Source organism: Cupriavidus sp. KB_39 (genome assembly GCF_052114485.1).
Taxonomy (GTDB): Bacteria; Pseudomonadota; Gammaproteobacteria; order Burkholderiales; family Burkholderiaceae; genus Cupriavidus.
In genome coordinates this window covers 81,262-104,660 of record NZ_JBFREV010000023.1, presented here as the reverse complement: position 1 = coordinate 104,660, position 23,399 = coordinate 81,262, and the positions used below count along the sequence as shown (strand labels likewise).

23 protein-coding genes are annotated in these 23,399 nt (G+C 67.9%); 14 read left to right on the top strand and 9 right to left on the bottom strand.

The window, feature by feature from the left end; all coding sequences use genetic code 11:
- The 3 genes from tssG to AB4Z27_RS18190 form a co-directional block, all read left to right on the top strand.
- Positions 1 to 897, top strand: an 897-nt coding sequence (tssG, locus tag AB4Z27_RS18200) for a type VI secretion system baseplate subunit TssG (protein ID WP_441644961.1), incomplete at its 5' end; no start/stop codon positions are given.
- Positions 898 to 908: 11 nt separating this feature from the next.
- Positions 909 to 1,439 (top strand): type VI secretion system lipoprotein TssJ, encoded by a 531-nt coding sequence (gene tssJ / locus AB4Z27_RS18195; protein ID WP_441644960.1) that lies wholly within the window; start codon positions 909 to 911, stop codon positions 1,437 to 1,439.
- Positions 1,440 to 1,541: 102 nt separating this feature from the next.
- Entirely contained in the window at positions 1,542 to 2,306 is a 765-nt protein-coding gene (locus tag AB4Z27_RS18190) for a sulfite exporter TauE/SafE family protein (protein ID WP_441591349.1), read from the top strand.
- On the opposite strand, the gene AB4Z27_RS18185 is transcribed toward AB4Z27_RS18190, so the two are convergent.
- On the bottom strand, positions 2,303 to 2,932 hold the full coding sequence (locus AB4Z27_RS18185; RefSeq protein WP_441644959.1) for a DUF938 domain-containing protein: 630 nt from the start codon (positions 2,930 to 2,932) through the stop codon (positions 2,303 to 2,305). The genes AB4Z27_RS18190 and AB4Z27_RS18185 overlap by 4 nt on opposite strands.
- Positions 2,933 to 3,079: 147 nt before the next feature.
- Between AB4Z27_RS18185 and AB4Z27_RS18180 the strand changes: the two genes are divergently transcribed.
- Both AB4Z27_RS18180 and AB4Z27_RS18175 read left to right on the top strand, forming a co-directional pair.
- Positions 3,080 to 3,685, top strand: coding sequence for an IMPACT family protein (locus tag AB4Z27_RS18180; RefSeq protein ID WP_092293529.1), 606 nt, complete (start codon positions 3,080 to 3,082; stop codon positions 3,683 to 3,685).
- Positions 3,678 to 3,992: a 2Fe-2S iron-sulfur cluster-binding protein gene (locus tag AB4Z27_RS18175; RefSeq protein WP_092293531.1), complete on the top strand. Its 315-nt coding sequence runs from the start codon at positions 3,678 to 3,680 to the stop codon at positions 3,990 to 3,992. The genes AB4Z27_RS18180 and AB4Z27_RS18175 overlap by 8 nt, the downstream gene beginning before the upstream one ends.
- A 21-nt stretch (positions 3,993 to 4,013) precedes the next feature.
- Here the strand turns inward: AB4Z27_RS18175 and AB4Z27_RS18170 are convergent, their stop codons facing one another.
- The 4 genes from AB4Z27_RS18170 to AB4Z27_RS18155 form a co-directional block, all read right to left on the bottom strand.
- Positions 4,014 to 5,129 (bottom strand): extracellular catalytic domain type 1 short-chain-length polyhydroxyalkanoate depolymerase, encoded by a 1,116-nt coding sequence (locus AB4Z27_RS18170; RefSeq protein WP_092293533.1) that lies wholly within the window; start codon positions 5,127 to 5,129, stop codon positions 4,014 to 4,016.
- Positions 5,130 to 5,230: 101 nt separating this feature from the next.
- Complete coding sequence (locus AB4Z27_RS18165) at positions 5,231 to 5,980, bottom strand: sulfite exporter TauE/SafE family protein (RefSeq protein ID WP_369823406.1); 750 nt, start codon at positions 5,978 to 5,980, stop codon at positions 5,231 to 5,233.
- 12 nt (positions 5,981 to 5,992) lie between these two features.
- Complete coding sequence (locus AB4Z27_RS18160) at positions 5,993 to 6,367, bottom strand: antibiotic biosynthesis monooxygenase family protein (protein ID WP_092293536.1); 375 nt, start codon at positions 6,365 to 6,367, stop codon at positions 5,993 to 5,995.
- Positions 6,368 to 6,384: 17 nt separating this feature from the next.
- A complete protein-coding gene (locus AB4Z27_RS18155; protein ID WP_441591347.1) occupies positions 6,385 to 7,518 on the bottom strand; it encodes a cytochrome P450 in 1,134 nt (377 codons plus the stop codon).
- Between the two features lie 269 nt (positions 7,519 to 7,787).
- On the opposite strand from AB4Z27_RS18155, the gene paoA reads away from it, so the two are divergent.
- From paoA to paoC, 3 genes are read left to right on the top strand one after another with little or no spacing between them, the layout of a single operon-like run.
- Positions 7,788 to 8,450 (top strand): aldehyde dehydrogenase iron-sulfur subunit PaoA, encoded by a 663-nt coding sequence (gene paoA, locus AB4Z27_RS18150; RefSeq protein ID WP_092293538.1) that lies wholly within the window; start codon positions 7,788 to 7,790, stop codon positions 8,448 to 8,450.
- The gene (locus AB4Z27_RS18145; RefSeq protein WP_092293539.1) at positions 8,447 to 9,397 is read left to right on the top strand and encodes an FAD binding domain-containing protein; all 951 of its coding nucleotides are present in this window, start codon (positions 8,447 to 8,449) and stop codon (positions 9,395 to 9,397) included. The genes paoA and AB4Z27_RS18145 overlap by 4 nt, the downstream gene beginning before the upstream one ends.
- Positions 9,398 to 9,413: 16 nt before the next feature.
- Entirely contained in the window at positions 9,414 to 11,621 is a 2,208-nt protein-coding gene (gene paoC / locus AB4Z27_RS18140) for an aldehyde oxidoreductase molybdenum-binding subunit PaoC (RefSeq protein WP_441644958.1), read from the top strand.
- A 30-nt stretch (positions 11,622 to 11,651) separates the two neighbouring features.
- Here the strand turns inward: paoC and AB4Z27_RS18135 are convergent, their stop codons facing one another.
- Complete coding sequence (locus tag AB4Z27_RS18135; RefSeq protein ID WP_255370771.1) at positions 11,652 to 11,855, bottom strand: hypothetical protein; 204 nt, start codon at positions 11,853 to 11,855, stop codon at positions 11,652 to 11,654.
- 567 nt (positions 11,856 to 12,422) lie between these two features.
- On the opposite strand from AB4Z27_RS18135, the gene AB4Z27_RS18130 reads away from it, so the two are divergent.
- The 3 genes from AB4Z27_RS18130 to AB4Z27_RS18120 all read left to right on the top strand — a co-directional run bounded on the left by AB4Z27_RS18130 (position 12,423) and on the right by AB4Z27_RS18120 (position 17,206).
- Positions 12,423 to 15,395, top strand: a complete 2,973-nt coding sequence (locus AB4Z27_RS18130) for an autotransporter outer membrane beta-barrel domain-containing protein (protein WP_441644957.1) — start codon at positions 12,423 to 12,425, stop codon at positions 15,393 to 15,395.
- A 143-nt stretch (positions 15,396 to 15,538) separates the two neighbouring features.
- Positions 15,539 to 16,480 (top strand): hypothetical protein, encoded by a 942-nt coding sequence (locus tag AB4Z27_RS18125; protein ID WP_143093876.1) that lies wholly within the window; start codon positions 15,539 to 15,541, stop codon positions 16,478 to 16,480.
- 78 nt (positions 16,481 to 16,558) lie between these two features.
- Positions 16,559 to 17,206, top strand: a complete 648-nt coding sequence (locus AB4Z27_RS18120) for a response regulator transcription factor (RefSeq protein WP_092293547.1) — start codon at positions 16,559 to 16,561, stop codon at positions 17,204 to 17,206.
- Here AB4Z27_RS18120 and AB4Z27_RS18115 read toward each other — a convergent pair.
- Entirely contained in the window at positions 17,203 to 18,102 is a 900-nt protein-coding gene (locus tag AB4Z27_RS18115) for a LysR family transcriptional regulator (RefSeq protein ID WP_092293549.1), read from the bottom strand. The genes AB4Z27_RS18120 and AB4Z27_RS18115 overlap by 4 nt on opposite strands.
- Positions 18,103 to 18,195: 93 nt before the next feature.
- Between AB4Z27_RS18115 and AB4Z27_RS18110 the strand changes: the two genes are divergently transcribed.
- Both AB4Z27_RS18110 and AB4Z27_RS18105 read left to right on the top strand, forming a co-directional pair.
- Complete coding sequence (locus AB4Z27_RS18110) at positions 18,196 to 19,410, top strand: CaiB/BaiF CoA transferase family protein (RefSeq protein ID WP_441591343.1); 1,215 nt, start codon at positions 18,196 to 18,198, stop codon at positions 19,408 to 19,410.
- Positions 19,411 to 19,446: 36 nt separating this feature from the next.
- Positions 19,447 to 20,445, top strand: coding sequence for a Bug family tripartite tricarboxylate transporter substrate binding protein (locus AB4Z27_RS18105; RefSeq protein ID WP_092293553.1), 999 nt, complete (start codon positions 19,447 to 19,449; stop codon positions 20,443 to 20,445).
- Between the two features lie 6 nt (positions 20,446 to 20,451).
- On the opposite strand, the gene AB4Z27_RS18100 is transcribed toward AB4Z27_RS18105, so the two are convergent.
- The gene (locus AB4Z27_RS18100; protein WP_092293555.1) at positions 20,452 to 21,420 is read right to left on the bottom strand and encodes a 5'-nucleotidase; all 969 of its coding nucleotides are present in this window, start codon (positions 21,418 to 21,420) and stop codon (positions 20,452 to 20,454) included.
- A gap of 78 nt (positions 21,421 to 21,498) precedes the next feature.
- Positions 21,499 to 22,470, bottom strand: a complete 972-nt coding sequence (locus AB4Z27_RS18095) for an AraC family transcriptional regulator N-terminal domain-containing protein (protein ID WP_441644956.1) — start codon at positions 22,468 to 22,470, stop codon at positions 21,499 to 21,501.
- 94 nt (positions 22,471 to 22,564) lie between these two features.
- Here AB4Z27_RS18095 and AB4Z27_RS18090 point away from each other — a divergent pair, with 94 nt between their 5' ends.
- Entirely contained in the window at positions 22,565 to 23,398 is an 834-nt protein-coding gene (locus tag AB4Z27_RS18090) for an oxidoreductase (RefSeq protein ID WP_441644955.1), read from the top strand.
- Position 23,399 lies beyond the last annotated feature (1 nt).

Sequence of the window (23,399 nt, the reverse complement as noted above, 5' to 3'; positions counted from 1 at the left end):
CGCTTCCGCTCGAACGGCCGGCTCGGCTTTCCGGGGCGCGAGATCGACGCCGTGGAGCGTGACCCGGACCACCCCGGCGCCCCGCCCGTAGTGCGCACCAACTTCCTGGGGTTGTATGGCGTCGATGCCCGTATGCCATCGTATTTCGTCGACGAAGTGGCCCAGCGGCGCGATGGCGCGGAGCCGCTGGCGGCCTTCCTCGACCTGTTCCACCACCGCATCGTCACGCAGTTCTATCGTGTGGCGCGCAAGTACCGCTACCCGCTGGGCTTCCGGCGCGACGGCGGCGACGAGGTATCCCGCTACCTGCTGAGCCTGCTCGGGCTCGGTCTTGGCGGGTCCGCCGTCAGCGACACCGTGCCCACCCAGAAGCTGCTGTCGATGCTGGGGCTGGCCAGCCAGCGCACCCGCACGGCCGAGGGCCTGGCCGGCGTGCTGCAACACGCGGTGCCCGACGCCGGCGTGCGCGTGGATGAGTTCCATCCGGTCTGGACCCGCCTGCCGGCCGGCGCCGACGAACGCCGGCCGCTCGGGCAGAACTGCGTGCTCGGGCGCGGTTTTTTCGATCGCGCGAATGCCGTGCGGGTGGTCATCACGCCCCGCACGGCGGACCTCGTGCAGGGCCTGATGCCCGGCCACGCCCAGCACCGGGAGGTGATGGCCCTGTTGCGCTTCTACCTTGGGCACACCGCGCATGCCTGTATCGAAATGCACGTGCGCACGTCGCTGATGCCGGCGCCGGCGCTGAACGACGGGGCGGTGCGGCTGGGCTACTCCACCCAGCTGCCCGCGCCCGAGGAAGCCGTGACCCGGGTGCAACTGGGCATCTGGAACGGCATCGTCCAGCCCGCCGCCCGCCCAAATCGTCCCAACACCCCGAGCCACCCCCAATCATGAGGACAAAMWCGATGAGACAGCCGTTCYGCACCGGGGCGATGTGCCTGTTCGCCACCCTCGCCACCAGCCTTGCCGGMTGCGGCATCGGCCAGGCCGTGAAAGACAACACCGTGGACGCCGCGAAGTGGGCCTTCACCACGCAGGTCAAGACGATGAATCTCGACCTCGCCAGCCGGTCGTCGCTGAACGCCACCGACGCCGGGAAATCGTTGTCGACGGTGGTCCGGGTCTACCAGYTGAAGACGCCCGACGCCTTCCGCGAACTRAGCTACGCCCAGMTCCAGACCAACGACCTGGCAGCGCTGAAGCCCGACCTGCTGGCGCAGCGCGATGTCGTCCTGCGCCCGGACGAGCGGGTCAGCCTGGCCGAGCCGWTGCATGCCGATGCCGAGTTCGTCGGCATCGTCGCCCTGTTCCGCAACCCGGACGAGGCAGCCGGCTGGAAGCTGGTGGTGCCCCGGCGGCAATGGAAGCAGACCGATCCGGTCAGGGTGGAAGTGCGCGCCAATACGCTGGCGCTGACTGCGCCGGCGAAGGGGTAGTTAGCGGAYCGCTAAAGGGTAGCCCCCGGGCGGCGGCCATGTATCCCCCAATGTCCGCGTATCATCGACGCTCTTCGCCCCCCTGATGCCCCCGGATTCACCATGCCTGACCATTCGTTGCTGTCTGCCCTGCTCATCTTCGGACTTGGAGGGCTGCTCGGCGGGGTCGGAGGCTTGTTCGGCATCGGCGGCGGGCTGATCGCCATTCCGGCCCTCGGCCTGCTCTACGGGATGGACCAGCAGCTCGCCCAGGGCACCTCGCTGGTGATGATCGCGCCCAACGTGGTCATCGGCTTCTGGCAGTACCGCAAGCGGGCCGATATCGAACTGCGCACCGCCATCGTGCTCGGCCTCTCGGCCGTGCTGGCCACCTACTTCTCCGCCCGGCTGGCCACCGCCATGGACGCCCAGCTACTGCGCCGGATCTTCGCGATCTTCATGATCGGCCTTGCCCTGTATTTTTTGTGGCGCCTGATGCCCGGCCGGGCCGTGACCCAGCAGCAGGCGCGGCTGTCATCGCGCTGGATTCCGGCTGTGGGCGTGGTGGGTGGGCTCTTCTCGGGCTTCTTCAGCGTGGGCGGCGGCGTGGTGGCCGCGCCGGCGCTGGTCGGCCTGTTCGGCATGCGGCAGGCCGCCGCGCAGGGGCTGGCGCTGGCGCTGGTCACGCCGGGCGCCGTGGTCGCGCTGATGACCTATGCCCAGGCCGGGCATGTCGACTGGACCAGCGGCATCCCGCTCTCGCTCGGCGGCATGCTGACGATCTCCTGGGGCGTGGCGCTGGCGCACCGGATGCCGGAGCGCCGCCTGCGCGCCGCGTTCGCCGTCTGCCTGATCGTCACGGCGGTGATCATGCTCGTGCGCGGCTAGCCTGCCGCCGGCTTGCGGAAGACCAGGCTGAAGTTGTTCGCCGGCATCGGGATGGGCGCGTCGCAGGTCATGCCTTGGGCAGCCCCGAGGGCGATCACCGCTTCCATGTCGCGCACGCCCCATTCGGCATCGGCGGCACGCAGCTGCGCGTCGAAGGCTTCGTTGCTGGGCGCCGTGTGRGCGCCGTCGCGCTTGTARGGGCCGTAGAGATAGAGCACGCCGCCCGGCCCGAGCCGCTTGCCGGCGCCGGCGAACAGCGCCTSGGCGGCCGCCCACGGCGAGATGTGGACCATATTGATACAGACGATGGCGGCCACGGCGTCGATGCCCCAGGGTTCCGCGCGCACGTCGAGGGCCAGCGGCGGCAGCACGTTCGTCGCCCCGGCGTGGGCCGCCCAGGCCGCGATCGACTCGCGCCAGGTGGCATCGGGGTCGCTCGGCTGCCAGGTGATGCCCGGCAGCGCGGCGGCAAAGTGCGCGGCGTGCTGGCCGGTGCCGCTGGCAATCTCGAGCACCGTGCCGCTGGCCGGCAGCACCTTGCGCAGCACGGCAAGGATCGGCTCCCGGTTGCGCTCGGTGGCAGGCGCCATGCGGCGCGCGGCGAGGTCGGGGGACGGGCGGTTCATGGGCGCTCCTGTTTTCGCGGGTGACAGGCGCAAGGGTAGCAGGCGCGGCGCCCCGGCGCGGTCAGACCCGGACGGCGCAGCGCCCCGGCTGCGCTACACTCCCCTCCTGCCCAGTCACCCCGCCGGTTTCGGCCGATTTTCGCCGCCTTGCCCACCTACACGCTTGCCACCCCCGTCCACTCGGACCTCGAGATCCGCAAGAGCCGCTTTATCGGCCTGGCCACGCCCGTGCCGGACCGCGAGGCCGCCATGGCAGTGCTCCAGGACCTGCGCGCGCAGCACCCGGGGGCCACGCATGTGTGTTGGGCGCTGCTGGCGGGTGGACAGTCGGGCATGTCCGATGACGGCGAGCCGTCTGGCACGGCGGGCCGGCCGATCCTCGAAGTGCTGCGCCACCATGATCTCGATGGCGTGCTGGCGGCGGTGATCCGCTACTACGGCGGGGTCAAGCTCGGCGCGGGTGGACTCGTGCGCGCCTATACCGATGCGATCGCCGCCGCGCTCAARGACGCCGAGCGCGTCGAGCGCATCGCCTACGCCACGCTGGATGTCGAGGTGGACTATGCCGACGAACCGCGCGTGCGCCGCTGGATCGAATCGATGGCTGGCGAGGGCTGCATGCTGGCCGACACCCAGTACGGCGCGCTGGCCCGGCTGGTGATCCGCCTGCCGGCCACGCTGCGCGATTCCGCCATCGCCACCCTGCGCGACGCCACCCATGGCCGCGCCCAGTTTCCGGAAGCCGATGCCTGATCCGGACGACATCACCACCCACGACAGCGCCGAATTCACCGCCCGCGTGCTGCCCGGCGAGACGCACTACGCCGCGCCGGCCGCGCTGAGCCTGTTGGAGGCGGCCTTGCTCGAAGGCGTCGCCCTGCCCAGCTCCTGCCGCAACGGCACCTGCCGGGCCTGCATCAGCCAGCTTCACGCGGGGAGCGTGCGCTATCGGATCGAATGGCCGGGACTCAGTGCGGATGAAAAGGACGAGGGCCTGATCCTGCCGTGCGTGGCGTGTCCGACCAGCGACGTGGCCTTCGAGCCGGTCGGCACGAACTAAACCCCGGGGTAAGTCACCCCATCAAGCCAGCCCGCGCCCGTTCACGGAGAAAAAGCGCAGGGCGATCTTCAGCGCATCCGGGCCGGTCGGGTCGGCGAAGGCCTGCCCCGGCGCGCCACCGCTCCAGGCGTGGCGCAGCCCCTCCACCTTGACCAGCCGCATAAAGGGCCGCACGCCGGCCTGCCAGTCGAAGACATCCACCGCACGCCGGGTGCCGCGCCGCACGCGCCGGGGCGGCATGGCCTTGGGGGCGGGCGCGCCGGGCGGCAGCAGCTCCAGCCACAGTGCAGCGGCCGACGTGGCGTTGTCGTAGGTGACCACGGTGTCGTCATCGCCATGCAACAGCAGCAGCGGGGGCGGTCGCCGGCCCGCCAGCGCCAGCCGGGCCGCCACGGCGTCCGGTACGCGCTCGCCGCGCATGGCTCGCGGGGCCTGGGCCGCGTTGACGGCGCTGTAGGGCACCGCGCCCGAGTGCGAACCCACGGCGGCAAAACGATCCGGATAGCGCAGGCCGAGCATCATCGCCATCGCCCCGCCCGCAGACAGCCCCAGCGTGCAGACCCGTTCGCCGATGATGGCGTAGCGCCGGCAGACATGGTCGATCATCGACATCAGCAGCGCCGCCTCGGATGCGCCCCGGGCGTCCGGCCGGAACCAGTTCCAGCAGCGCTGCGAGTTCGCCTGCACCGACTGCTCGGGCATCAGCACCACCCAGCGCGCATCGCGCGCCACGGTGGTCACGCGCGCGCAGGCGGCAAAGCTGGCGGCGTCCTGCCCGCAGCCGTGCAGCAGCACCAGCAGCGGCGCGGGTCGCGCGGCGCTCACGCCTGGCGGCACGAAGATCCGGTAGCGCCGCTGGCCCAGCGCGCCCAGGCCAAGGGTGAAGCCCCAGACCCCCTCCTCCCAGACCCCGCCGCCCTTGCTGACCGGCGACGGCGCCGGCGTGACCACGCCGGTCAGCGCCCTGTGCGCAGCCTTGCCCACGGCGCGGCCCACGGCCTCGCTGACCGCACTGCTTTGTTGCTTGGCCGTCTTCAGCACGGAATTGGTCACCGTGCGTTGCAGGCGCCGGGCGCTACGCGCCGCCTGCTTGCCCAGCGTTGCCCACAGTTGGGTAGTACCCCTGCGCCGTGTCATGCCGCATCGCCCTTTCGTCGTCTGGTGCCGTGGCGGATGCCACGCTGCGATCCTGCACCAGTATCGGGGGCGATTGTGTCAGGTTTTCATGCCATGTCCGGTCAGACGATGCCGCGCAGGGCCAGATCCGCCCCCAGCAACAGCAATCCGCAGAAGAACAGGCGCCGGAAGCGCTCCGCGCTGATCCGGTGCCGCAGCCACTGGCCGAGGAACATCCCGCCCAGCGCGGGCACCAGCGCCAGCAGCGAGGCCCCGAGCACCGGCGTATGGAGCAGCGCGCCGCCCAGCGCCAGGCTCACCGCCAGCGCGATGGTCGAGACCGTGAACGACAGCCCCAGCGCCTGCACCATGCTYTCCTTGTCGAGGCCGAGCCCCTGCAGGTAAGGCACGGCGGGAATGACGAAGACCCCGGTCACGGCGGTGATCGCCCCCGTAACCAGCCCGGCCAGCGGCGCCATCCAGCGTTCCGCCCGGGGCGGCACGACCAGCCGCACGGCGGCGAGGCCCATCACGGCATAGACGATCAGCGCCACGCCGAGCGCGTTGGTGGCGTGGTCCATCATCCTGGCCGGCACCAGCGCGGCGCAAAGCCACGTGCCGGCGCAGATGGTGACCAGCATCGGCCACAGCCGCAGCAGCAGTTGACCGAAGCGCGGGCCGCTGAACAGCTGCACGACGTTGGTCACCATGGACGGCGCCACCAGCAGCGCGGCGGCCTGCACGGGCGGCATGACCAGCCCGAGCAGGCCCACCGCCACGGTCGGCAGGCCAAGGCCCACCACGCCCTTGACGAAGCCGGCCAGCAGGAAGGTCAGGCCGATAAACGCGAATTCAGGACCTACGTGGAACATCGACAAACTCCTTCAGCGGGGGGCGGGCATGCCGGTGGGCACCTCGGCGTGGACCGCCCGGCTGTCCGCCGGCGCCTCGTCGCGCTCGTTCAGGCCGTAGTCGCGCAGCACCTGGGCCACGCGCAGCCGGTAGTTGGCGAACACGCCGCCGCGCCCGGCCGCCTGCGCCTGGCGGTGGTCTAGCGTGTTGCGCCATGCCATGACCGCCGCTTCGTCGCGGAAGAACGAGAGGGACAGCAGCTTGCCCGGCGTGGTCAGGCTCTGGAAGCGCTCCACCGAGATAAAGCCATCGATGGCCTCAAGCGTCGGCTTCAGGTGGGCGGCGATGTCGAGATAGGCGTCCTGGCGGCCCGGCGCGGGTTCGACTTCGAARATCACGGCAATCATGGGGGCTCCTCTATTTATTAGTGGGATGGTGTGAACAGCGGAATGCGGGCGTTCACGGACGGACGATAGCGCAAGCCGGCCAGCAGGCGGCGCGGGTCGACATCGCGCTGGAGCAGGCTGTCGACGGTGGTTGCTGCTAGAAGACGCGCCAGCGCGTCGCCGGGGCAGCCGTGGCGGCCGGTGCCGAAGGTCCAGGGGCGGTCGGGGCGCGCCCCCGCCGGGTCGTGCGATGCGGCGGCCAGCAGCACCAGCACGGCATCGCCAGCCTTCAGGGATTCGCCGCAGAGCGTGGCGTCCGCCGCCAGGAAGCGGCGCGTGTTCTGCACCGGCGGATCGGTACAGGCGACGTCCGCGACAAGTTCGTCCAGATCGCCCGATGCTTCGCCCAACCGCCCCAGCCGCACCAGCGTATTCCCAACCAGCCCGGCCGTGGCCTCGCACGCCTGGATCATCAGGCCGATGGCGTTGGCCAGCAGCGTGGCGGGGTCGATATCGGCGTCGATAGCGGTGTCGATAGCGGCCTGCGACATCGCCGCGAGCAAGCCGCCGGGGGCGGCATGCTCCCCCGCCCAGCGCGTCAGCCATTGCGCGGCCACGGCGCCCGCCTCCACATCGGCAGGCCGGGCGAGCGGTGACATGGCCGCGGCGAACGTCGCCACGAAGCCCGCCACCCGCGTGGACACATGGCCGGCTTCGTCCCGCTCCAGCGGCAGCCCGAGCAGGTCCGCCACGCAGAGCACGGGCAGCGTGAACATCCAGCGATTGGCCTCGTGGGCGTCGTCCGCCTCCGCGCGCGGCAGGTGGGCGGCCAGCGCGCGGGCGCGGGTGCGGGCATCCGGAAGGTCGATGCCGGCCATCGCCCGCATGACCACGGCCTTGAGCGCCGCATGGGGCGCGCCGTCGGTCATGCGCACCAGCCGGCCGAACAGGGCGCCCGCCGGGGTGCCGGCCAGCGCGGGCGGCACCGGCTGGGCCACCGGGCGGACCCGGCAGTCGGGATGGGCGAGGACCTCGGCGGCCGCGTCGGCGCTGGCGGCCACCCACAGGCCCAGCGCGGCATCGTGGTAGAACGGCCGCGTGGCGGCCAGGTGCCGGTAGTACGGATAGGGGTCGGGATCGGTGACGGCGGCAATCGGATCGGCAACGTACATGGGGGCGGCTCCGTGGCGAATGGATGCAGTGTGCGTCACGCCGTGCCGCCGATGCTTCATGGCGACGTGAAACGTCGAATGCCGGCGGGCAGGCCGGGCGAGGGCGCAGGCGGGCGCGGGCGGGCTCGGGCATGTTTTGTGCGCCGCTCTGCCCGCACTGGCAGCCGCCCCGCTCGGCCGGCCCGCGCCGTGTAATAACTGCGCGCAACCGTCGCCACATTGCAATTTCTGGCGTCCCCGCCCACGGACGATAACAAGGACCCCACCCCATGGAAGACTTCCGCGACCATCAGCCTCTCAAGCTATCGCGGCGCGAACTGCTCAAGGCGAGCGCGGTCACGGTGACCGCCGCCGCCGTGCCGGGCGCCGCCACCGGCCAGCCCGCCGCCGCGCCSTCCCCCGCCACCACGCGCCCGCCCATCTCCCACAAGGTGTCGCTGATCGTCAACGGCCAGCGGCGCGACCTCGACCTCGACACCCGCACCACGCTGCTGGACGCCCTGCGCGAACACCTGCACCTGACCGGCACCAAGAAAGGCTGCGACCACGGCCAGTGCGGCGCGTGCACGGTCATCGTCGATGGGCGCCGGCTGAACTCCTGCCTGACGCTCGCCGTGATGCACCACGAGGCCAAGATCACGACGATCGAGGGTCTGGGCACGCCCGAGCGCATGCATCCGATGCAGGTGGCCTTCGTGAAGCATGACGGCTACCAGTGCGGCTACTGCACGCCCGGCCAGATCTGTTCCGCCGTGGCCGTGCTCGACGAGATCCAGGCCGGCATCCCGAGCCACGTCAGCGCGGACCTCAACGCGCGCCCGCCCCTGAGCGCCGAGGAGATCCGCGAGCGGATGAGCGGCAACATCTGCCGCTGCGGCGCCTATTCCAACATCCTCGACGCCATYGGCGACGTCGCCGGGAGAAAAGCATGATCCCCTTTACCTACGAACGCGCCCAGTCGCCGGCGCAGGCCGCCGCGTCCGCCACGCGCATCCCGGGCAGCCGCTTCATCGCGGGCGGCACCAATCTGCTCGATCTGATGAAACTCGGCATCGAGACCCCGCTGCACCTGATCGACGTGAACGGCCTGGCGCTGGACAAGATCGAGGCCACCTCCCAGGGCGGGCTGCGCATCGGCGCGCTGGTCCGCAACACCGACCTCGCCGCCGACCCGCGCGTGCGGCGCGACTACGGCGTGCTGGCGCGCGCGCTGCTGGCCGGCGCCTCCGGGCAGCTGCGCAACCGCGCCACCACGGCGGGCAACCTGCTGCAACGCACGCGCTGCCCCTATTTCTACGATACCGACCAGCCCTGCAACAAGCGCGTGCCGGGCAGCGGCTGCGCGGCCATCGGCGGCGTGACGCGGCAGCATGCGGTCATCGGCGCCAGCAAYGCGTGCATCGCCACGCATCCGAGCGACATGGCCGTGGCGATGCGCGTGCTCGACGCCTCGGTGGAGACTGTCAACCCGAAGGGCGCCGTGCGCGTCATCCCGATCCTCGATTTCCACAAGCTGCCGGGCAACACGCCGCATATCGAGACCGCGCTGGAGCCGGGCGAGCTGATCACCGCCGTGACGCTGCCCCCGCCCATCGGCGGCGCGCAGTTGTACCGGAAGGTGCGCGACCGGGCCTCGTACGCRTTCGCGCTGGTGTCCGTGGCCGCCATCGTGCAGCGCGACGGCACCGGCCGCGTGGCCGTGGGCGGCGTGGCGCACCGGCCGTGGCGCCTGGAAGCCGCCGAGACCGAGTTGCCGCGCGGCGCCCAGGCCGTGACCCAGCGCCTGTTCGCGGACGCCCGGCCCACCCACGACAACGCCTTCAAGGTGCCGCTGTTCCAGCGCACCCTCGCCGCCGTGCTGGCGCAGGCCCGCACCTGACCGGAGGAGACGGACGATGAAATTCGACACCCCCGCCACCACCAATCCGATCGACCAGCTTCGCGTGGTCGGCAAACCCACGGACCGTATCGACGGTCCCCACAAGGCCACCGGCACGGCGCCCTACGCCTACGAGCGGCACGACGTGGCGCGCAACCAGGCCTACGGCTATGTGCTGGGCGCCGGCATCGGACGCGGCCGCATCGTGTCGATGGACACCGCCACCGCGCGCCGCGCGCCCGGCGTGCTGGCCATCGTCACAGCCGCGAATGCCGGCAAGCTCGGCAAGGGCCAGCGCAATACCGCGAAGCTGCTCGGCGGCCCGGAGATCCAGCACTATCACCAGGCCGTGGCGCTGGTGGTAGCGGAGACCTTCGAGCAGGCCCGCGCGGCGGCGCAGATGATCCGCGTGCGCTATACCGCCGAGAAAGGCGCGTTCGACCTGGCCGCCGCGCGCGATACGGCCGTCGCGCCGAAGGGCGATGACTTTTCGGGCAAGCCGGAGACGGCCGTCGGCGACTTCGCCGGCAGCTTTGCGGCGGCGCCGGTGCAGCTGGACGCCACCTACACCACGCCCGACCAGTCGCACGCGATGATGGAGCCGCACGCCTCCATCGCCGCCTGGAACGGCGACAAGCTCACGTTGTGGACRGCCAACCAGATGATCGCCTGGGGCCGCGAAGACCTGGCGGCCACGCTCGGCATCCCCAAGGAGAACGTGCGCGTGATCTCGCCCTATATCGGCGGYGGCTTCGGCGGCAAGCTGTTCGTGCGGGCCGAGGCGCTGCTCGCGGCGCTGGGCGCGCGCGCGGCCAAGCGGCCCGTGAAGGTGGCGCTGACGCGGCCCCTGATGTTCAACAACACCACGCACCGGCCGGCGACGATCCAGCGCATCCGCATCGGCACCACGCGGGACGGCAAGATCACGGCCATCGCCCATGAAAGCTGGTCGGGCGACCTGCCSGGCGGCGGGCCCGAGACCGCCGTGCAGCAGACGCGCCTGCTCTACGCCGGCGCCAACCGGATGACCGCGCTGCGACTGGCCACGCTGGACCTGCCCGAAGGCAACGCCATGCGCGCGCCGGGCGAGGCGCCGGGCATGATGGCGCTGGAGATCGCCATCGACGAGATCGCCGAGAAGGCCGGCATCGACCCCGTGCAGTTCCGCATCCTCAACGACACGCAGGTCGATCCGGAGAAGCCGGCGCGGCCGTTCTCGCAGCGGCAGTTCGTCCAATGCCTGCGGCTGGGCGCCGAGCGCTTCGGCTGGCAGGCGCGCAATCCCAAACCCGGTGCGACCAAGGCGGGGCAATGGCTGGTCGGCATGGGCGTGGCGTCGGCCTTCCGGAACAACCTCGTCATGAAGTCCGGCGCGCGCGTGGGGGTGGACAAGGGCGGCCGGGTCATCGTGGAGACCGATATGACCGATATCGGCACGGGCAGCTATACGGTCATCGCCCAGACGGCGGCCGAGATGCTGGGCGTGCCGATCGAACAGGTGGTGGTGCGGCTGGGCGATTCGTCGTTCCCGGTGTCGGCGGGGTCCGGCGGGCAGTGGGGCGCCAACAGTTCGACGTCAGGCGTCTATGCCGCCTGCGTGAAGCTGCGCCAACTGCTGGCCGAGCGTGCCGGCCTGAGCGGCACGGACGCGGTGTTCGAGGGTGGCCAGATTCGCGCCGGGGGCCGCAGCGTGCCGCTGGCACAGGCGGCGGGGGACGGCGTGACCGCCGAGGACACCCTGGAATTCGGCGATCTCGACAAGAAGTACCAGCAATCGACCTTCGGCGCGCATTTCGTCGAGGTGGGCGTGGACATGGCAACCGCCGAGATCCGCGTGCGCCGCATGCTGGCCGTCTGCGCGGCGGGGCGGATCCTGAATCCGAAGTCGGCACGCAGCCAGGTGATCGGCGCCATGACGATGGGCGTGGGCGCCGCCTTGATGGAGGAACTTGCCATCGACAAGCGCGTGGGCTTTTTCGTCAATCACGACCTCGCCGGCTACGAGGTGCCCGTGCACGCCGATATTCCCCACCAGGACGTGATTTTCCTGGACGAGGTGGATCCCATTTCCTCGCCGATGAAAGCGAAGGGCGTGGGAGAACTCGGCATTTGCGGGGTGGGCGCGGCGGTGGCCAATGCCATCTACCACGCCACCGGCGTGCGGGTGCGTGACTACCCGATCACGCTGGACAAACTCCTGGCGGGGATGCCGGCGATGGCCTGATTCGTCGCCATATGCCCGTCCACCCGTCCGTCAGGCCTTGCGCGACGGACGGGCATTGCGCAGTGCCGAAGGCCGCACTTCCTGCAGCGATCGCAGCGAGCGCTGTGCGTCCTCCACCGCTTCGAGCCCCTCCCGCAGCCGCGTGCARGCGTAGCCAAGGCGCGCCTGCACCTCGGTATCCAGTGAAGACAGACGCTCCAGGGCGTCCAGTTCCGTCTGCAAGTGGCCAATCATTCTTCGTAATTGCGCCGTGCTATGAGATGCGAGTGACTGGATGGCCATTCGTAATCCCCTGTGGCTAAGGATGCAAAATGAGAAGGGCAGTGCCCATCCTAATACCCTAGGGCGAGCCACCCAGAATTCCAGCGCTGTTACATATATGTTGGGAGCGCTCCCCGGGTAATCCGGCATTGCGCTGGGAGTGAGCAGCCCCTTTCGCTGTCAAGCCTGCTGGCTCTGTATTTCTTGCATGGTCGACCGGCACATGGATAATAAATGACAATCGCGAGATTGCGTTATGTCGATCGGGAAAATAAATATCAGACTCCGCAGGAAAATAAATCCCCCGCCCTGACATTAATCCACTTTCCCAACCCCTTCGCATCACATACACTGCCCTTCAAATCCACCCGATAATCCTCTGATAATCCAATAATCACCCATTATCAAACATATTGGATTCAGTTTCCGATCCATGGGAAATTGCCGATGCCCGTTCCGTCCCGAGTTCGCATCGCTGTACTCCTGTTGTTCGCCACCGCCTTCCRGCCCCTTCATGCGACTGACCTGACGAGTTCGGAGGTGGGCTACAAACTGAGCCGCGCCGACAACCCGTTCGTCGTGGTACCCGGCGCGATCATCGACACGCGTGGGAACGGCGCCGTTGCCATCGACGCATCGGGCAGCTCCGGCTGGGCACTGACCAACAACGGCACCGTCTATGGCGGCTACAACGCGGTGCACCTCCCCCTGGGCACCTTGACCAACTTCGGCGTGCTGGCGAGCCCCGGCACCACCGCGGTGGCGATGTTCGCYGGCGGCACCGTGGTGAACCACGCCGGCGCGGTGATCGCCGGCAAGCTCGACGGCATCTACCTCGGGCAGTCCGGCAGCATCGTGATCAATGCCGGCGACATCGCCGGCGAYGTGTTCGACTACTCCAGCACGCAGGCCGCCATCCATTTCGCCGAGAGCGGCACCGTGGTCAATCTGGCGACGGGCCGCATCGTCGGGCATGCGCACGGCATCCTGGCCACGCCTGCCCTCACCCTCGACAACGCCGGCTTGATTGCGTCGGACGAGGGCGCAGCCATCGACCTGCACTCGGGCCCCAGCGCGCCGGCCTCCATCGTCAACAGCGGCACGATCAACGGGCGCAGCGGCGTGGCCATCGCCTTCGGCCCGGCGGACGACCGGCTCGAGATCACCGGCACCTCGCGGATCACCGGCGTCGTGGACGGTGGCGCGGCGGGCAGCGCCGGCAACATGCTGGTGCTCGGCGGCGCCGACGCTGGCAGCTTCGACCTCTCCGCGCTCGGCCCCGCCGCGCAGTACCGGAACTTCGGCATCCTCCAGAAGCAGGGCGCCAGCATCTGGACACTGACGGGCGCGAACCTCGACGAGCAGGCGTGGCAGGTCGGCGGCGGCGGCTTCGTGGTGGCCGGGCAGCTCACCGGCAGCCTGACCGCCCAGCCCGGCGTCACCGGCCTCTATATAGAAGTGGCGCCGGGCGGAGCGCTCCAGTCGCCGACAACCAGCGCCATCACCCTCAACGGCGGGAGCCAGATCGTCAATGCCGGCACGATCACGGCCAGCGGCGCGGGCGTCCCGGCCATCCGGATCGGTGGCGCGGATGGTCCCGCCAGCGTGGTCAACCAGCCGGGGGCGACGATYGCCGGCAGCCAGGGGCCGGCCATCGTGGCGGGCGCCAACGTCGCCATCGTCAACGCGGGCACGCTGAGCGGCAGCGGCGTCGCCGTGCAGTTCACCGGGGCAAATAGCACGTTGACGCTCGATACCGGCAGCGCCTTATCGGGCGACCTCGACGGTGGCAACGGCGCCGGCAACGCCCTGATTCTGCAGGGCAGCGGCAGCCTGCCCGGCCGCGCCTATAACTTCCCCAATTTTTATATGCGCGGCACGGACTGGTTGCTCGACGGCACCGCGGAGATCGGGACATCGGCCACGGTCGAGACCGGCACCCTGCGCGTGAACGGCACGCTCGCCAGCCCGGCCGTGGCGGTGTCGCCCGGCGCGGCGCTGGCCGGCACGGGCACGGTACAGGGCGCCGTCAGCGTGCAGGGCATCGTCGCGCCCGGGAACACCGTCTTGCCGACTACGCCGAGGGCGCCGCTGTCGGTCGGCACGCTGTCTGTCGTGGGCAGCTACAGCCACGCGGCCGGCGCCGYGTATCAGGTGGATGTCTCGCCCACCAGCAACGACCTGATCGACGTCACCGGCCCCGCCGCGCTGGCCGGCGGCATGGTGCAGGCCCGTCTGCGCGCGCTGTCGCTGCGTCCTGCCGATACGTACCGCATCCTGTCGGCCTCGGGCGGGCTGACCGGCACGTTCGCGGGCGTGACCACGCTCAATCCGTTCGCCACGCCGTCCCTGGCCTACGATGCCGGGAATGCCTACCTCGTGGTCGCACGCGGCTTCGCCCTGGCCGGCGGTACACCGAACGAGATCGCCGTGGAAACTGCCCTGGACCGCGACGCCTTCGCCGCAGGCACCAACAACGCGCCGAGCCGGGACTTCCTGTCGGTGGCGCTCGAACTGTTCAATCAGGAAGGTGCAGGAGCCTACGCGGCGATCGACCAGTTGAGCGCGGAAGCCTACGCCGCGCTGCCGAACGCCCACTACGCGGCGGCGCGGGCGGGCATGAACGCCATCGACACCCGGCTTGCGGACAACACCTGCACCGGCGCGGCACCGGCGGGGCGCTTCTGCGCATGGGCCACAGTGCTGGGCAACACCGGCCGCATCGGCGGGTATGACACGTGGCTGTCGCAGGACATCAACCTGGCGGGCGTCATGGCCGGGGTCGACTATCAATGGACGCCGGCGTTCACCGGCGGGATGGCATTCGGCTACCTCCACGGCAATACCTTCACCCACGGCCTGCCGGTGCACGGCCAGTTCGACAGCTAYCAGGCCGTGCTCTATGGCCGCTACACRGCAGGCCGTTTCTGGTTCCGGCAGGCACTGGGCTACGCGCGCAATATCGACGATATGCGTCGCGACATCACGTTCACCGAGGTGCCCCGTACGGCCACGGGCGGCGCGCACGGCAATCAGTTCTTCACCGCCCTGCGCACCGGCGTGGACCTGCCGCTGGCCCTGCCCGGCGTGCTGTCACCGTTTGCCGGCGCGGAGTTGCAGTCTGTGAAGTTGTCCGGCACGGTGGAATCCGGGGCGGACAGCGTCAACCTTGTGCTGCCTTCGCGCACGACGCATTCGGTCCGGTCGCTGCTCGGCACCGAGTGGCGCCATCTGTTCGACGGACCGGGCGGCGCGTGGCGTATCGACGCCGCGGCGGCCTGGGTCCACACCTTCGGCACGAACACGCTGGCTATCAACGCGCGCTACGCCGGCGCCCCCGCCACCGACTTCACGGTGCACGGCAGCGGCCAGAACCGCAATGCCGCTCAACTGCGGCTGGGCATGAGCGTCAGTCCCACGCCGCGTAGCCGATTGTCCATTCGCTACGACGGCGAACTCGGCACCCACGGCAGCACGCATGGCGGCGCRGTGGGCTTCTCCTATCACTGGTAGGTCCAGCGACTCGCAGATTATTCAAATCGATGTCGRCGAAGGGGGTGGCCTGACAGCAGAGAGATTGCATTTTCAGGAAACAGCGATGGTGACATCACGGCTAAGCGGCTAACGTAGGCCAACGGTGTTCACACAGATCGCATATGCAAACAAATATTCCGCTGGAGGTTGAGACAGACCATCCGAGCCACCTCGGCACCCATCCCGCCGAGATGGAGGCTGCCCTGCTCAGGAATCGGTACTGCAAGACCATGGCCGAGTTCTTCGAAGCACCGGCCACCGTATCGCTATCGCGCGTGGCGCGGGCGATGTACCGACTGGGCCGGGTTCGCCAATGGCAGGCCATCAATGCCACCGCGCGCGGTGCGCCCGCGCCGAATACGGCCAGCCTGCGGTCCGGCGTGCTCGAAAGCCTGGCCGGCTCGCACGCCATGGTCGTGCACCGCAAGCACTGGTACGGCACCCACTATAACAAGACCGATCTGTCCGATCTGGCGCTCCAGGTGGCGATGCTGCTTGCGCTCGACTGGCGCGATCTGGCGGCGTTCGCGCTRCGGGAATGGTTTGGCGAGCACTCCGAACTCGACAATCTCTACCAGCCCACGCTGAGCGGCGTCACCGGCATGATCATCCGGGTGGCCGGGCAGGCGCTCGATGTCGAGGTGCCCGGGGCCGCGTTCCGCCCCACGGAATCGCCGCTTGCCGATATGGCCTTGCACTGGCGCGACAACGAAACCGCGTTCGTGGAACTGGCGCTACAACTGGCCGACCGCCATCTCGCGCAAAGCCACGGCCATTCGCCCACGGCACTCGCGGACTTCGACCAGCCCATCGAACAGGCCGTGCCGGTGGAACTGCTGATGCTGCTGCGCCTGCGCGGCTATGCGGCCACGCCGCGCTGGCTGGCCGTCCATCCGGCGCTGGCGCATCCGGCCGCGGTGCTGTGCACGGCGGCCTCCCCGGTGCCCTCGCAGCGCTGCGAACAGTTCGTCATGCAGATGGTCCGCCTCCTGCCCGAGTACCAGGCATTGCGCACGGCCCTCGCGGCGCAGCAGGCCAGCCTGCGCGCCAATCGTCCCCGATAGCTCTCCCCCTCACCCGCCGGCCGCCACGCGCCGGCGGGGCCTTGACCACGCCAGCATGACCTGTTCGGAGACAACGTTATGACCTTGATGGCCAATCGCATCGCCGTCGCAGACGACCACCCTCTCATCCTCAAGGCATTGCATGACTGCCTCGCCGCCACGCCTGGGTTCGAGGTGATCTGCGCATGCGCAAACGGCGGCGCGTTGATCCATGCGCTGGCCGATGCCGAACTCGACATCATCGTGACAGACTTCGCCATGGGGCAGGCAGACCGCAGTGTCGACGGCTTCAACCTGCTGCGGCAGCTCATCGCGCGCCATCCCGACGCCCGCATCGTGGTGATCAGCGGCCAGATGAACCCGGGCATCGTGGCCCGTGCCATGCACCTCGGCGTGCGCGCGTTCGTCAGCAAGCAGGATGAACTCGACGAGGTGGTCCAGGCCTGCGTGCACGTGACCACCACGGACGAGTGCTTCTATTCCTCGACCATCCGCACGCTGCTGAACGCCTCCGGCGCCATGAAGAAGGCAGTCCACGACCTGACCCTGCGCGAGACGGAAGTGGTGCGCCTCTACGTCCAGGGCTTGCAGTTACAGGAGATCGCCACCCGGGTCGGGCGGTCGATCAGCACCGTCTCATCGCAGAAATCCACGGCCATGGACAAGCTCGGGGTCAAGAAGAACACCGACCTGATCCGCTACGCCTACGAACACGGTGTGATCTAGGCGCCGCGCCCTGCCGCGCGTTCCTGCAGGAACGCGATCAGCGTGGCCACGGCGCGCGTCTGGTAGCGCGCCGGCATGTAGAGCAGGTACATGGTGGTCCGGAGGAAAGATAAATCCTCCGGCGGCAGCGGCAGGCGCAGCAGCGCCCCCGTGGCGAGGTCCTGATCCACCATGTAGTGCGGCACCAGTCCCACCCCCAGCCCCTGGAGGATGGCATCGCGCAGGAAGAAGAAGTTCGCCGACATCAGCCTGGGCCGAATGTCGAGCTGCCGGCTTGCCGGGCCCGGCCTCCCCGCCGCGTGCAGCTTCTGGCCCGTCAGYTCCGAGGTGATCAGCGGCAGGTCCTTGAATTGCTCGAGGGTCTGCGGCATGCCGTAGGTGCGCACCAGATCCGGCGTCGCGCAGGCCACATATTCGACGTCGCCCAGGCTGCAGGCCACGGCGTTGGTGGGCGCGTCGCCCATCACGCGGACGGAGAAGTCCACCGCGCCCTTGATCAGGTCGTCGATGTCGTTGTCGAACACCACGTTCAGCGTGATGGCCGGATACAGGTTCATGAACGCGATGAACCACGCGGACATGGTGTGCTGGCCGAAGCCGCTCGGCACGCTGAGCCGGACCGTGCCGCTCAACCGCTTCCCCAGACTCTGGACCGACTCCTGCGCCGCCATYACTTCGTGGCGGATGGCCCGGGCATGCTCATACAACTGCCAGCCGAGTTCCGTCGGTTCCAGYTGCCGCGTGCTGCGTCGCAGCAATTCCGCGCCAATCTGCCGCTCGAAGTGGTTGAGGCGCTTGCTGACGTTGGCGCGGCTCATGCCGAGCTGCGCCGCGGCGCGGCTGAGATTGCCGGCCTCGATGATGTCCACGAGCAGGGACAGCCCGTTCAGGTCCATTGTCAACTTTCCGTAGTCATATGCGTTGCGGATTGGTAGCAATTGTCAAGCATACGGAACATATAGACAATGCGCTGACAGGAGACACAGACAATGGAATTACAGAATCAGGCCGCGCCGTTGCCGTTGGCAGGCGTGCGCATCCTTGACCTCTCGCGCGTACTGGCCGGGCCGATGTGTGCGATGGCGCTGGCAGACCTCGGCGCCGATGTCATCAAGGTCGAGCACCCCGCGCGCGGCGACGACACCCGMGACTGGGGCGTGCGGATCGGCACGCGCAATACCTCCTATTTCAATAGCGCCAACCGCAACAAGCGCTCGGTCACCCTGGACTTGCAGAGCGAAGAGGGCGTGCAGCTGGCGCGCCAGCTGGCCGCGCGCAGCGACGTGGTGATCCAGAACTTCAAGGTCGGTGGCGCCGAAAAGCTGGGCCTTGGCTACGAACAGCTCAGCGCGGACAATGCGGGCCTCGTCTATTGCTCGATCTCCGGCTACGCGCGCTTCACGCCGGAGGCCGAGCGTCCCGGCTACGACCTCGTGGTGCAGGGCGAAGCCGGCGTAATGGCCACCAACGGYGAGGCCGGGCAAGGTCCGCTGAAGTTTGGCGTCGCGGCCGTGGACATGTTCACCGGCATGTACGCCGGGCAGGCGATCCTGGCGGCGCTGTTCGCGCGCCACACCACCGGACGCGGACGCCATGTGCAGATGGCCCTCTATGACTGCGGGCTGATGATCACGTCGTACTACGGCATGGAAGCGCTGCTCAAGGCCGGCGATCCGCCGAAGTTCGGCAACGCCCATCCGTCCATCGTTCCTTACGGCGTCTTCGAGGCCGCCGACGGCCCGCTCGTGATCACCGTGGGTAACAACGGCCAGTTCCAGCGATTCTGCCGCGAAGTCATCGGTCGTCCCGAATGGGCGGAAGATCCGCGATTTGCGACGAACACGACGCGCTCGGCCCATCGCGACACCCTACTGGCCGCACTGCGCGAGACCCTGCGGCGCTTCACCCGGGCCGAATTGCTGCAACGGCTGACCGCCGCGCAGATTCCGTGCGGCGAGGTGCTGGGCATGCTCGACGCGCTACAGTCCCAACGCACCGCCGACGCGGGGCTGCTGCACCATTTCCACGACACCGAGGCCGGCGCGCAGGCCGTGCTGGCCCCGCCCTATGCGATGGATGGCCAACGCCTGCCCGTGCGGCGCCCGCCGCCCCATATGGGCGAGCACACCACGGAAATCTTCAAGGAAGTGCTACAACTCGACGACAACGCTATCGCGGGCCTGCGATCCCGAGGCGTGATCTGATCCCGATATTTCGATTCAAAACTGGAGACAAAACCCATGACCAAGCTGCGACTCAGCCGCCGCCAGATCCTCAAGGCCGGCGCCGCGGCCTCCCTGGCATCGATGATGCCCGCCGTGCTCGCCAAGACCGGCTGGCCGGAGAAGTTCATCAAGATGACCGTCGCGTTCCCGGCGGGCGGCCCCACGGACACCGCCGCCCGGATCGTGGCCCAGAAGCTGTCGGAGCGGCTCGGGCAGCAGGTCATCATCGAGAACAAGCCGGGTGCGTCGGGTTCCATCGGCACGGCCAGCTTTATCAAGAGCCCGGCCGATGGCTACAGCCTGTCGATGTTCGGCATGCCGGCCCTGCTGGCACCGCTGATGTACAAGAACAACGCCTATGACGTGAAGAAGGACTTCCTGTCCGTGGCCACGGTCTATGTGCTGCCGATGGCCATCGTCATCAATCCCGCCGTGGTGCCCGGCGTGGAGACCCTGCCGGACCTGATCCGCTTCGCCAAGGCCAGCAAGACGCCGCTGAACTACACCAGCTCGGGCACCGGCAGCTTCGGGCACCTGGCCATGGAGCAGCTCAAGGACCTGGGCGGCTTCGACATGCAGCACGTGCCGTACCGCGGCAGTGCGCCGGCCGTTGCGGACCTGCTGGGCGGACAGGTGGGCATCATGTTCGCCGACGTAGTGGCCGCCCTGCCCCACATCCGCGCCGGCAAGCTCAAGGCGATCGCCCTGAGTTCGCCCAATGCCAAGGTGCTGCTGACCGGCGTGAAGACGGTGTCCGAACAGGGCTTCCCGGGCTTCGACTTCGACTCCTGGGGCGGCCTGATCGCGCCGCTGGAGACGCCGCAGGCCATTGTGGACCGCATTGCCCGCGAGACCCGCGACATCGTCACCAGCGACAAGGAACTGCAGCAGAAGCTGGTAAGTGCCGGCGCCATCGCCTCGTTCCAGGACGGCAAGCAGATGCAGGCACGCCTGAACAAGGACTACGACCGCTGGAGCGCCATCGTCAAGGCGAAAAACATCACCGCCATGTAAGGCGAATTAAGCTGGCATCGCCCCGCCATCCACGGCCTCCGGGGAAAGCTGCTCGGCGTTTCGGATCCCGAACGGGATATGGACGCATGGCAGGGTCCCGGCGGCCGGTTCCAGATGCAGGCGCTGGTCGTCGAAAAAAATGTGCGGCTGGAGCACTTCCAGGACGAGCCGCTTCTCCACCCCGCCCAGAAAGAACGCCTCGTTGACCGAGATGCCCCAGTGGCGCATGGTGTTGACCACGCGTTCATGCGCCGGCGCGTTGCGCGCGGTGACGATCGCCACGCTCAACTTCTGCTTGTACTGCGGGTCCCGCTGCACGCGCTCGCTCTCGAGCGCCTGGATCACCGCCAGTTTCTTCAGGAACGGCGCCAGGGGTCCCGGATTGTGGGGGATGTCGATGTGTTTCTGCTCGTGCTGAAGGAATGCGTCGAGCTGGCCGTTGTGGAAAACGGCCTCGGCCGCATCGTCGGCAATCACCCCGTCAAAGTCGAAGGCCAGCCGTAGCTCGTCAGACTCCGTATCGGCGGGCAAGGTGCCAGCCAGAACCTGGCCGGCCGCATGCCCAGCCAGGATCGCCTGGCGGACATCGGTCTGATTTGCGGAAAGGAACAGGCTGATGTTCAGGGCTTCGATATAGCGCTGCGGCGCGCCGCCCTGCAGAAACAGGGCACGACTGATATCCAGCCCATGAGCCTTGATCGACTCCATCACCCGCATGCCGGTGTCGGGATCATTCCTGGAGAGCAGGATCACCTCCACCAGCGGATCACCCGGACGCAGTTCGTTGAGCGATAGCAGTCGTCGAATGAAGGGAAATGCCACGCCCGGGCGCAACGGCACGTGCTGGTGCTTGCGTTGGTAGTCGCGGTAGGCTTCCTCGCCGTCGCCGCGGAAAATCTTGTCGGACTCGTCGAGATCGAACAGCGCACTCGACGCGAGCCCCAGTACCAGCCGGTTGGTCAGATCGTAAGGCATAGGTGATTGTTGCTCGCAAGGGGTCAGGCCCCGCCGTGAAATCGAAAGATGCTAAGTCTATCCGGACAGCAAGCGCCATCAGTGCGAGGAGACGTACTCAGCGTCATGGAACACCGGGGGGACCGCAAACCCTTCTCGCATTCGCTTCGCCTCCGTCGCCGGGGTCAAGCCAAAAAGTCTTCTAAATTCTCTGCTGAATTGTGATGGACTTGTGTAGCCCACGGCACGGCCAGCCGCTTCTGCGGTCAGATCTTGACGCACCATTAGCAGGCGAGCCTGATGCAGGCGCGTCGACTTTAGATACTGCATGGGTGACGTCTGCGTGATCGCCTTGAAATGGCTGTGGAAGGTAGGAATACTCATGCCGGCTTCCAGTGCGAGTTGCGACAGGTCGAGCGGTTCCGCGTAGTCGGCGTGAATGCGGCGCAGCGCCCGGCCAATCTTTCCATACTGACCTTTCATCGCAAGCGCCTCTCGCATGGCGCTTCCCTGCTCCCCGGTGAGTACCCGGAAATACAGTTCTCGCAGCAGACCGGGACCCAACACGGCTGCCTCGAGCGGTCGGTTCATCGCCTCCAGGAAGCGCAATACCGATGCGCGCATGTCCGCATCCATTGGACTTGACATCATGGCCTGCGGTGGCTGCGCGCGCTCGGCCACCGACTGCCGGTCGATYTGCAGCATCAACTCGGCGGCGACCGCAAAATCCAGGTGCAAATACATCGCGAGAAGGGGATGCGCCGGCGTCGCGTCCGTCTCCATATCGAATGGAACGGGAACTGAGACGGCGAGGTAGTGCTGCGCGTCGTAGACATAGCGCTTGTCACCGAAGTAACCACGCTTGCGGCCCTGGCAAACGATGACAATTCCCGGATCGTAAAGAACCGGAGTACGCGACAAGGCGCGATCGGAGCGCAGTATTCGGACCCCGGGGAGCGCCGTGAGGTTGTATCCCTCGTTGTGCGCCAATGCGCCGAGCAGATCGACCAATCGTCGTTGCCCACCGTCTGACGAAGACGGATGATTACCCGTATCACTCTTCGAATACATAGTTTTAGGCAAGAAAAACAGGAGATTGGCGCTTATATCACTGACTTCTGCAGAATAACATGCGCTCTCCAGTCTACCGAACGGAGAAGCTCAAATGGCATCCAGCAAACGCTTGCTCATTACCGGCGTCAGCAGCGGCTTTGGTCGTGCGCTCGCTCAAGAGGCGCTAGCGGCCGGCCACCGCGTGGTCGGCACGGTGAGAAGCGCGCRARCGAAGCAAGACTTCGAAGCGCTATCCATCGACAGGGCTTTCGCCCGCATACTCGACGTGACCGAATTCGACGCCATCGACGGCGTCGTTGCGGAGATCGAATCGAACGTCGGCCCCATCGATGTCCTCGTCAACAACGCGGGCTACGGGCATGAGGGCATTCTGGAAGAGTCGCCTTTGTCCGARATGCGCCGACAGTTCGACGTGAACGTGTTCGGCGCAGTCGCCATGGTGAAGGCCGTGCTGCCTTTCATGCGTGAACGCCGGCGCGGTCATGTTCTTAACATTACGTCTATGGGCGGCTACATCACGATGCCCGGTATTGCTTACTAYTGTGGGAGCAAGTTYGCTCTGGAAGGCATCTCGGACGCGCTTGCCAAGGAASTGCAGCCCTTCGGTATTGCGGTTACCGCTGTCGCGCCGGGCTCGTTTCGCACCGACTGGGCGGGTCGATCGATGACCCGCACGCCACGCTCAATCCCCGACTACGACGCTATCTTCGAACCGGTTCGCGAGGCACGTATCGAGAAGAGCGGAAAGCAGTTGGGAGATCCCGCAAAGGCAGCGCGTGCGATGCTCGCCGTGATCGATGCAGATCAGCCGCCCGCGCATCTTCTGCTTGGTAGCGACGCACTCCAACTCGTGCGAAGCAAGCTGTCTGCTGCAGCAAGCGAACTCTGCGCCTGGGAACACGTCACAGTGTCGACCGACGGTTGAG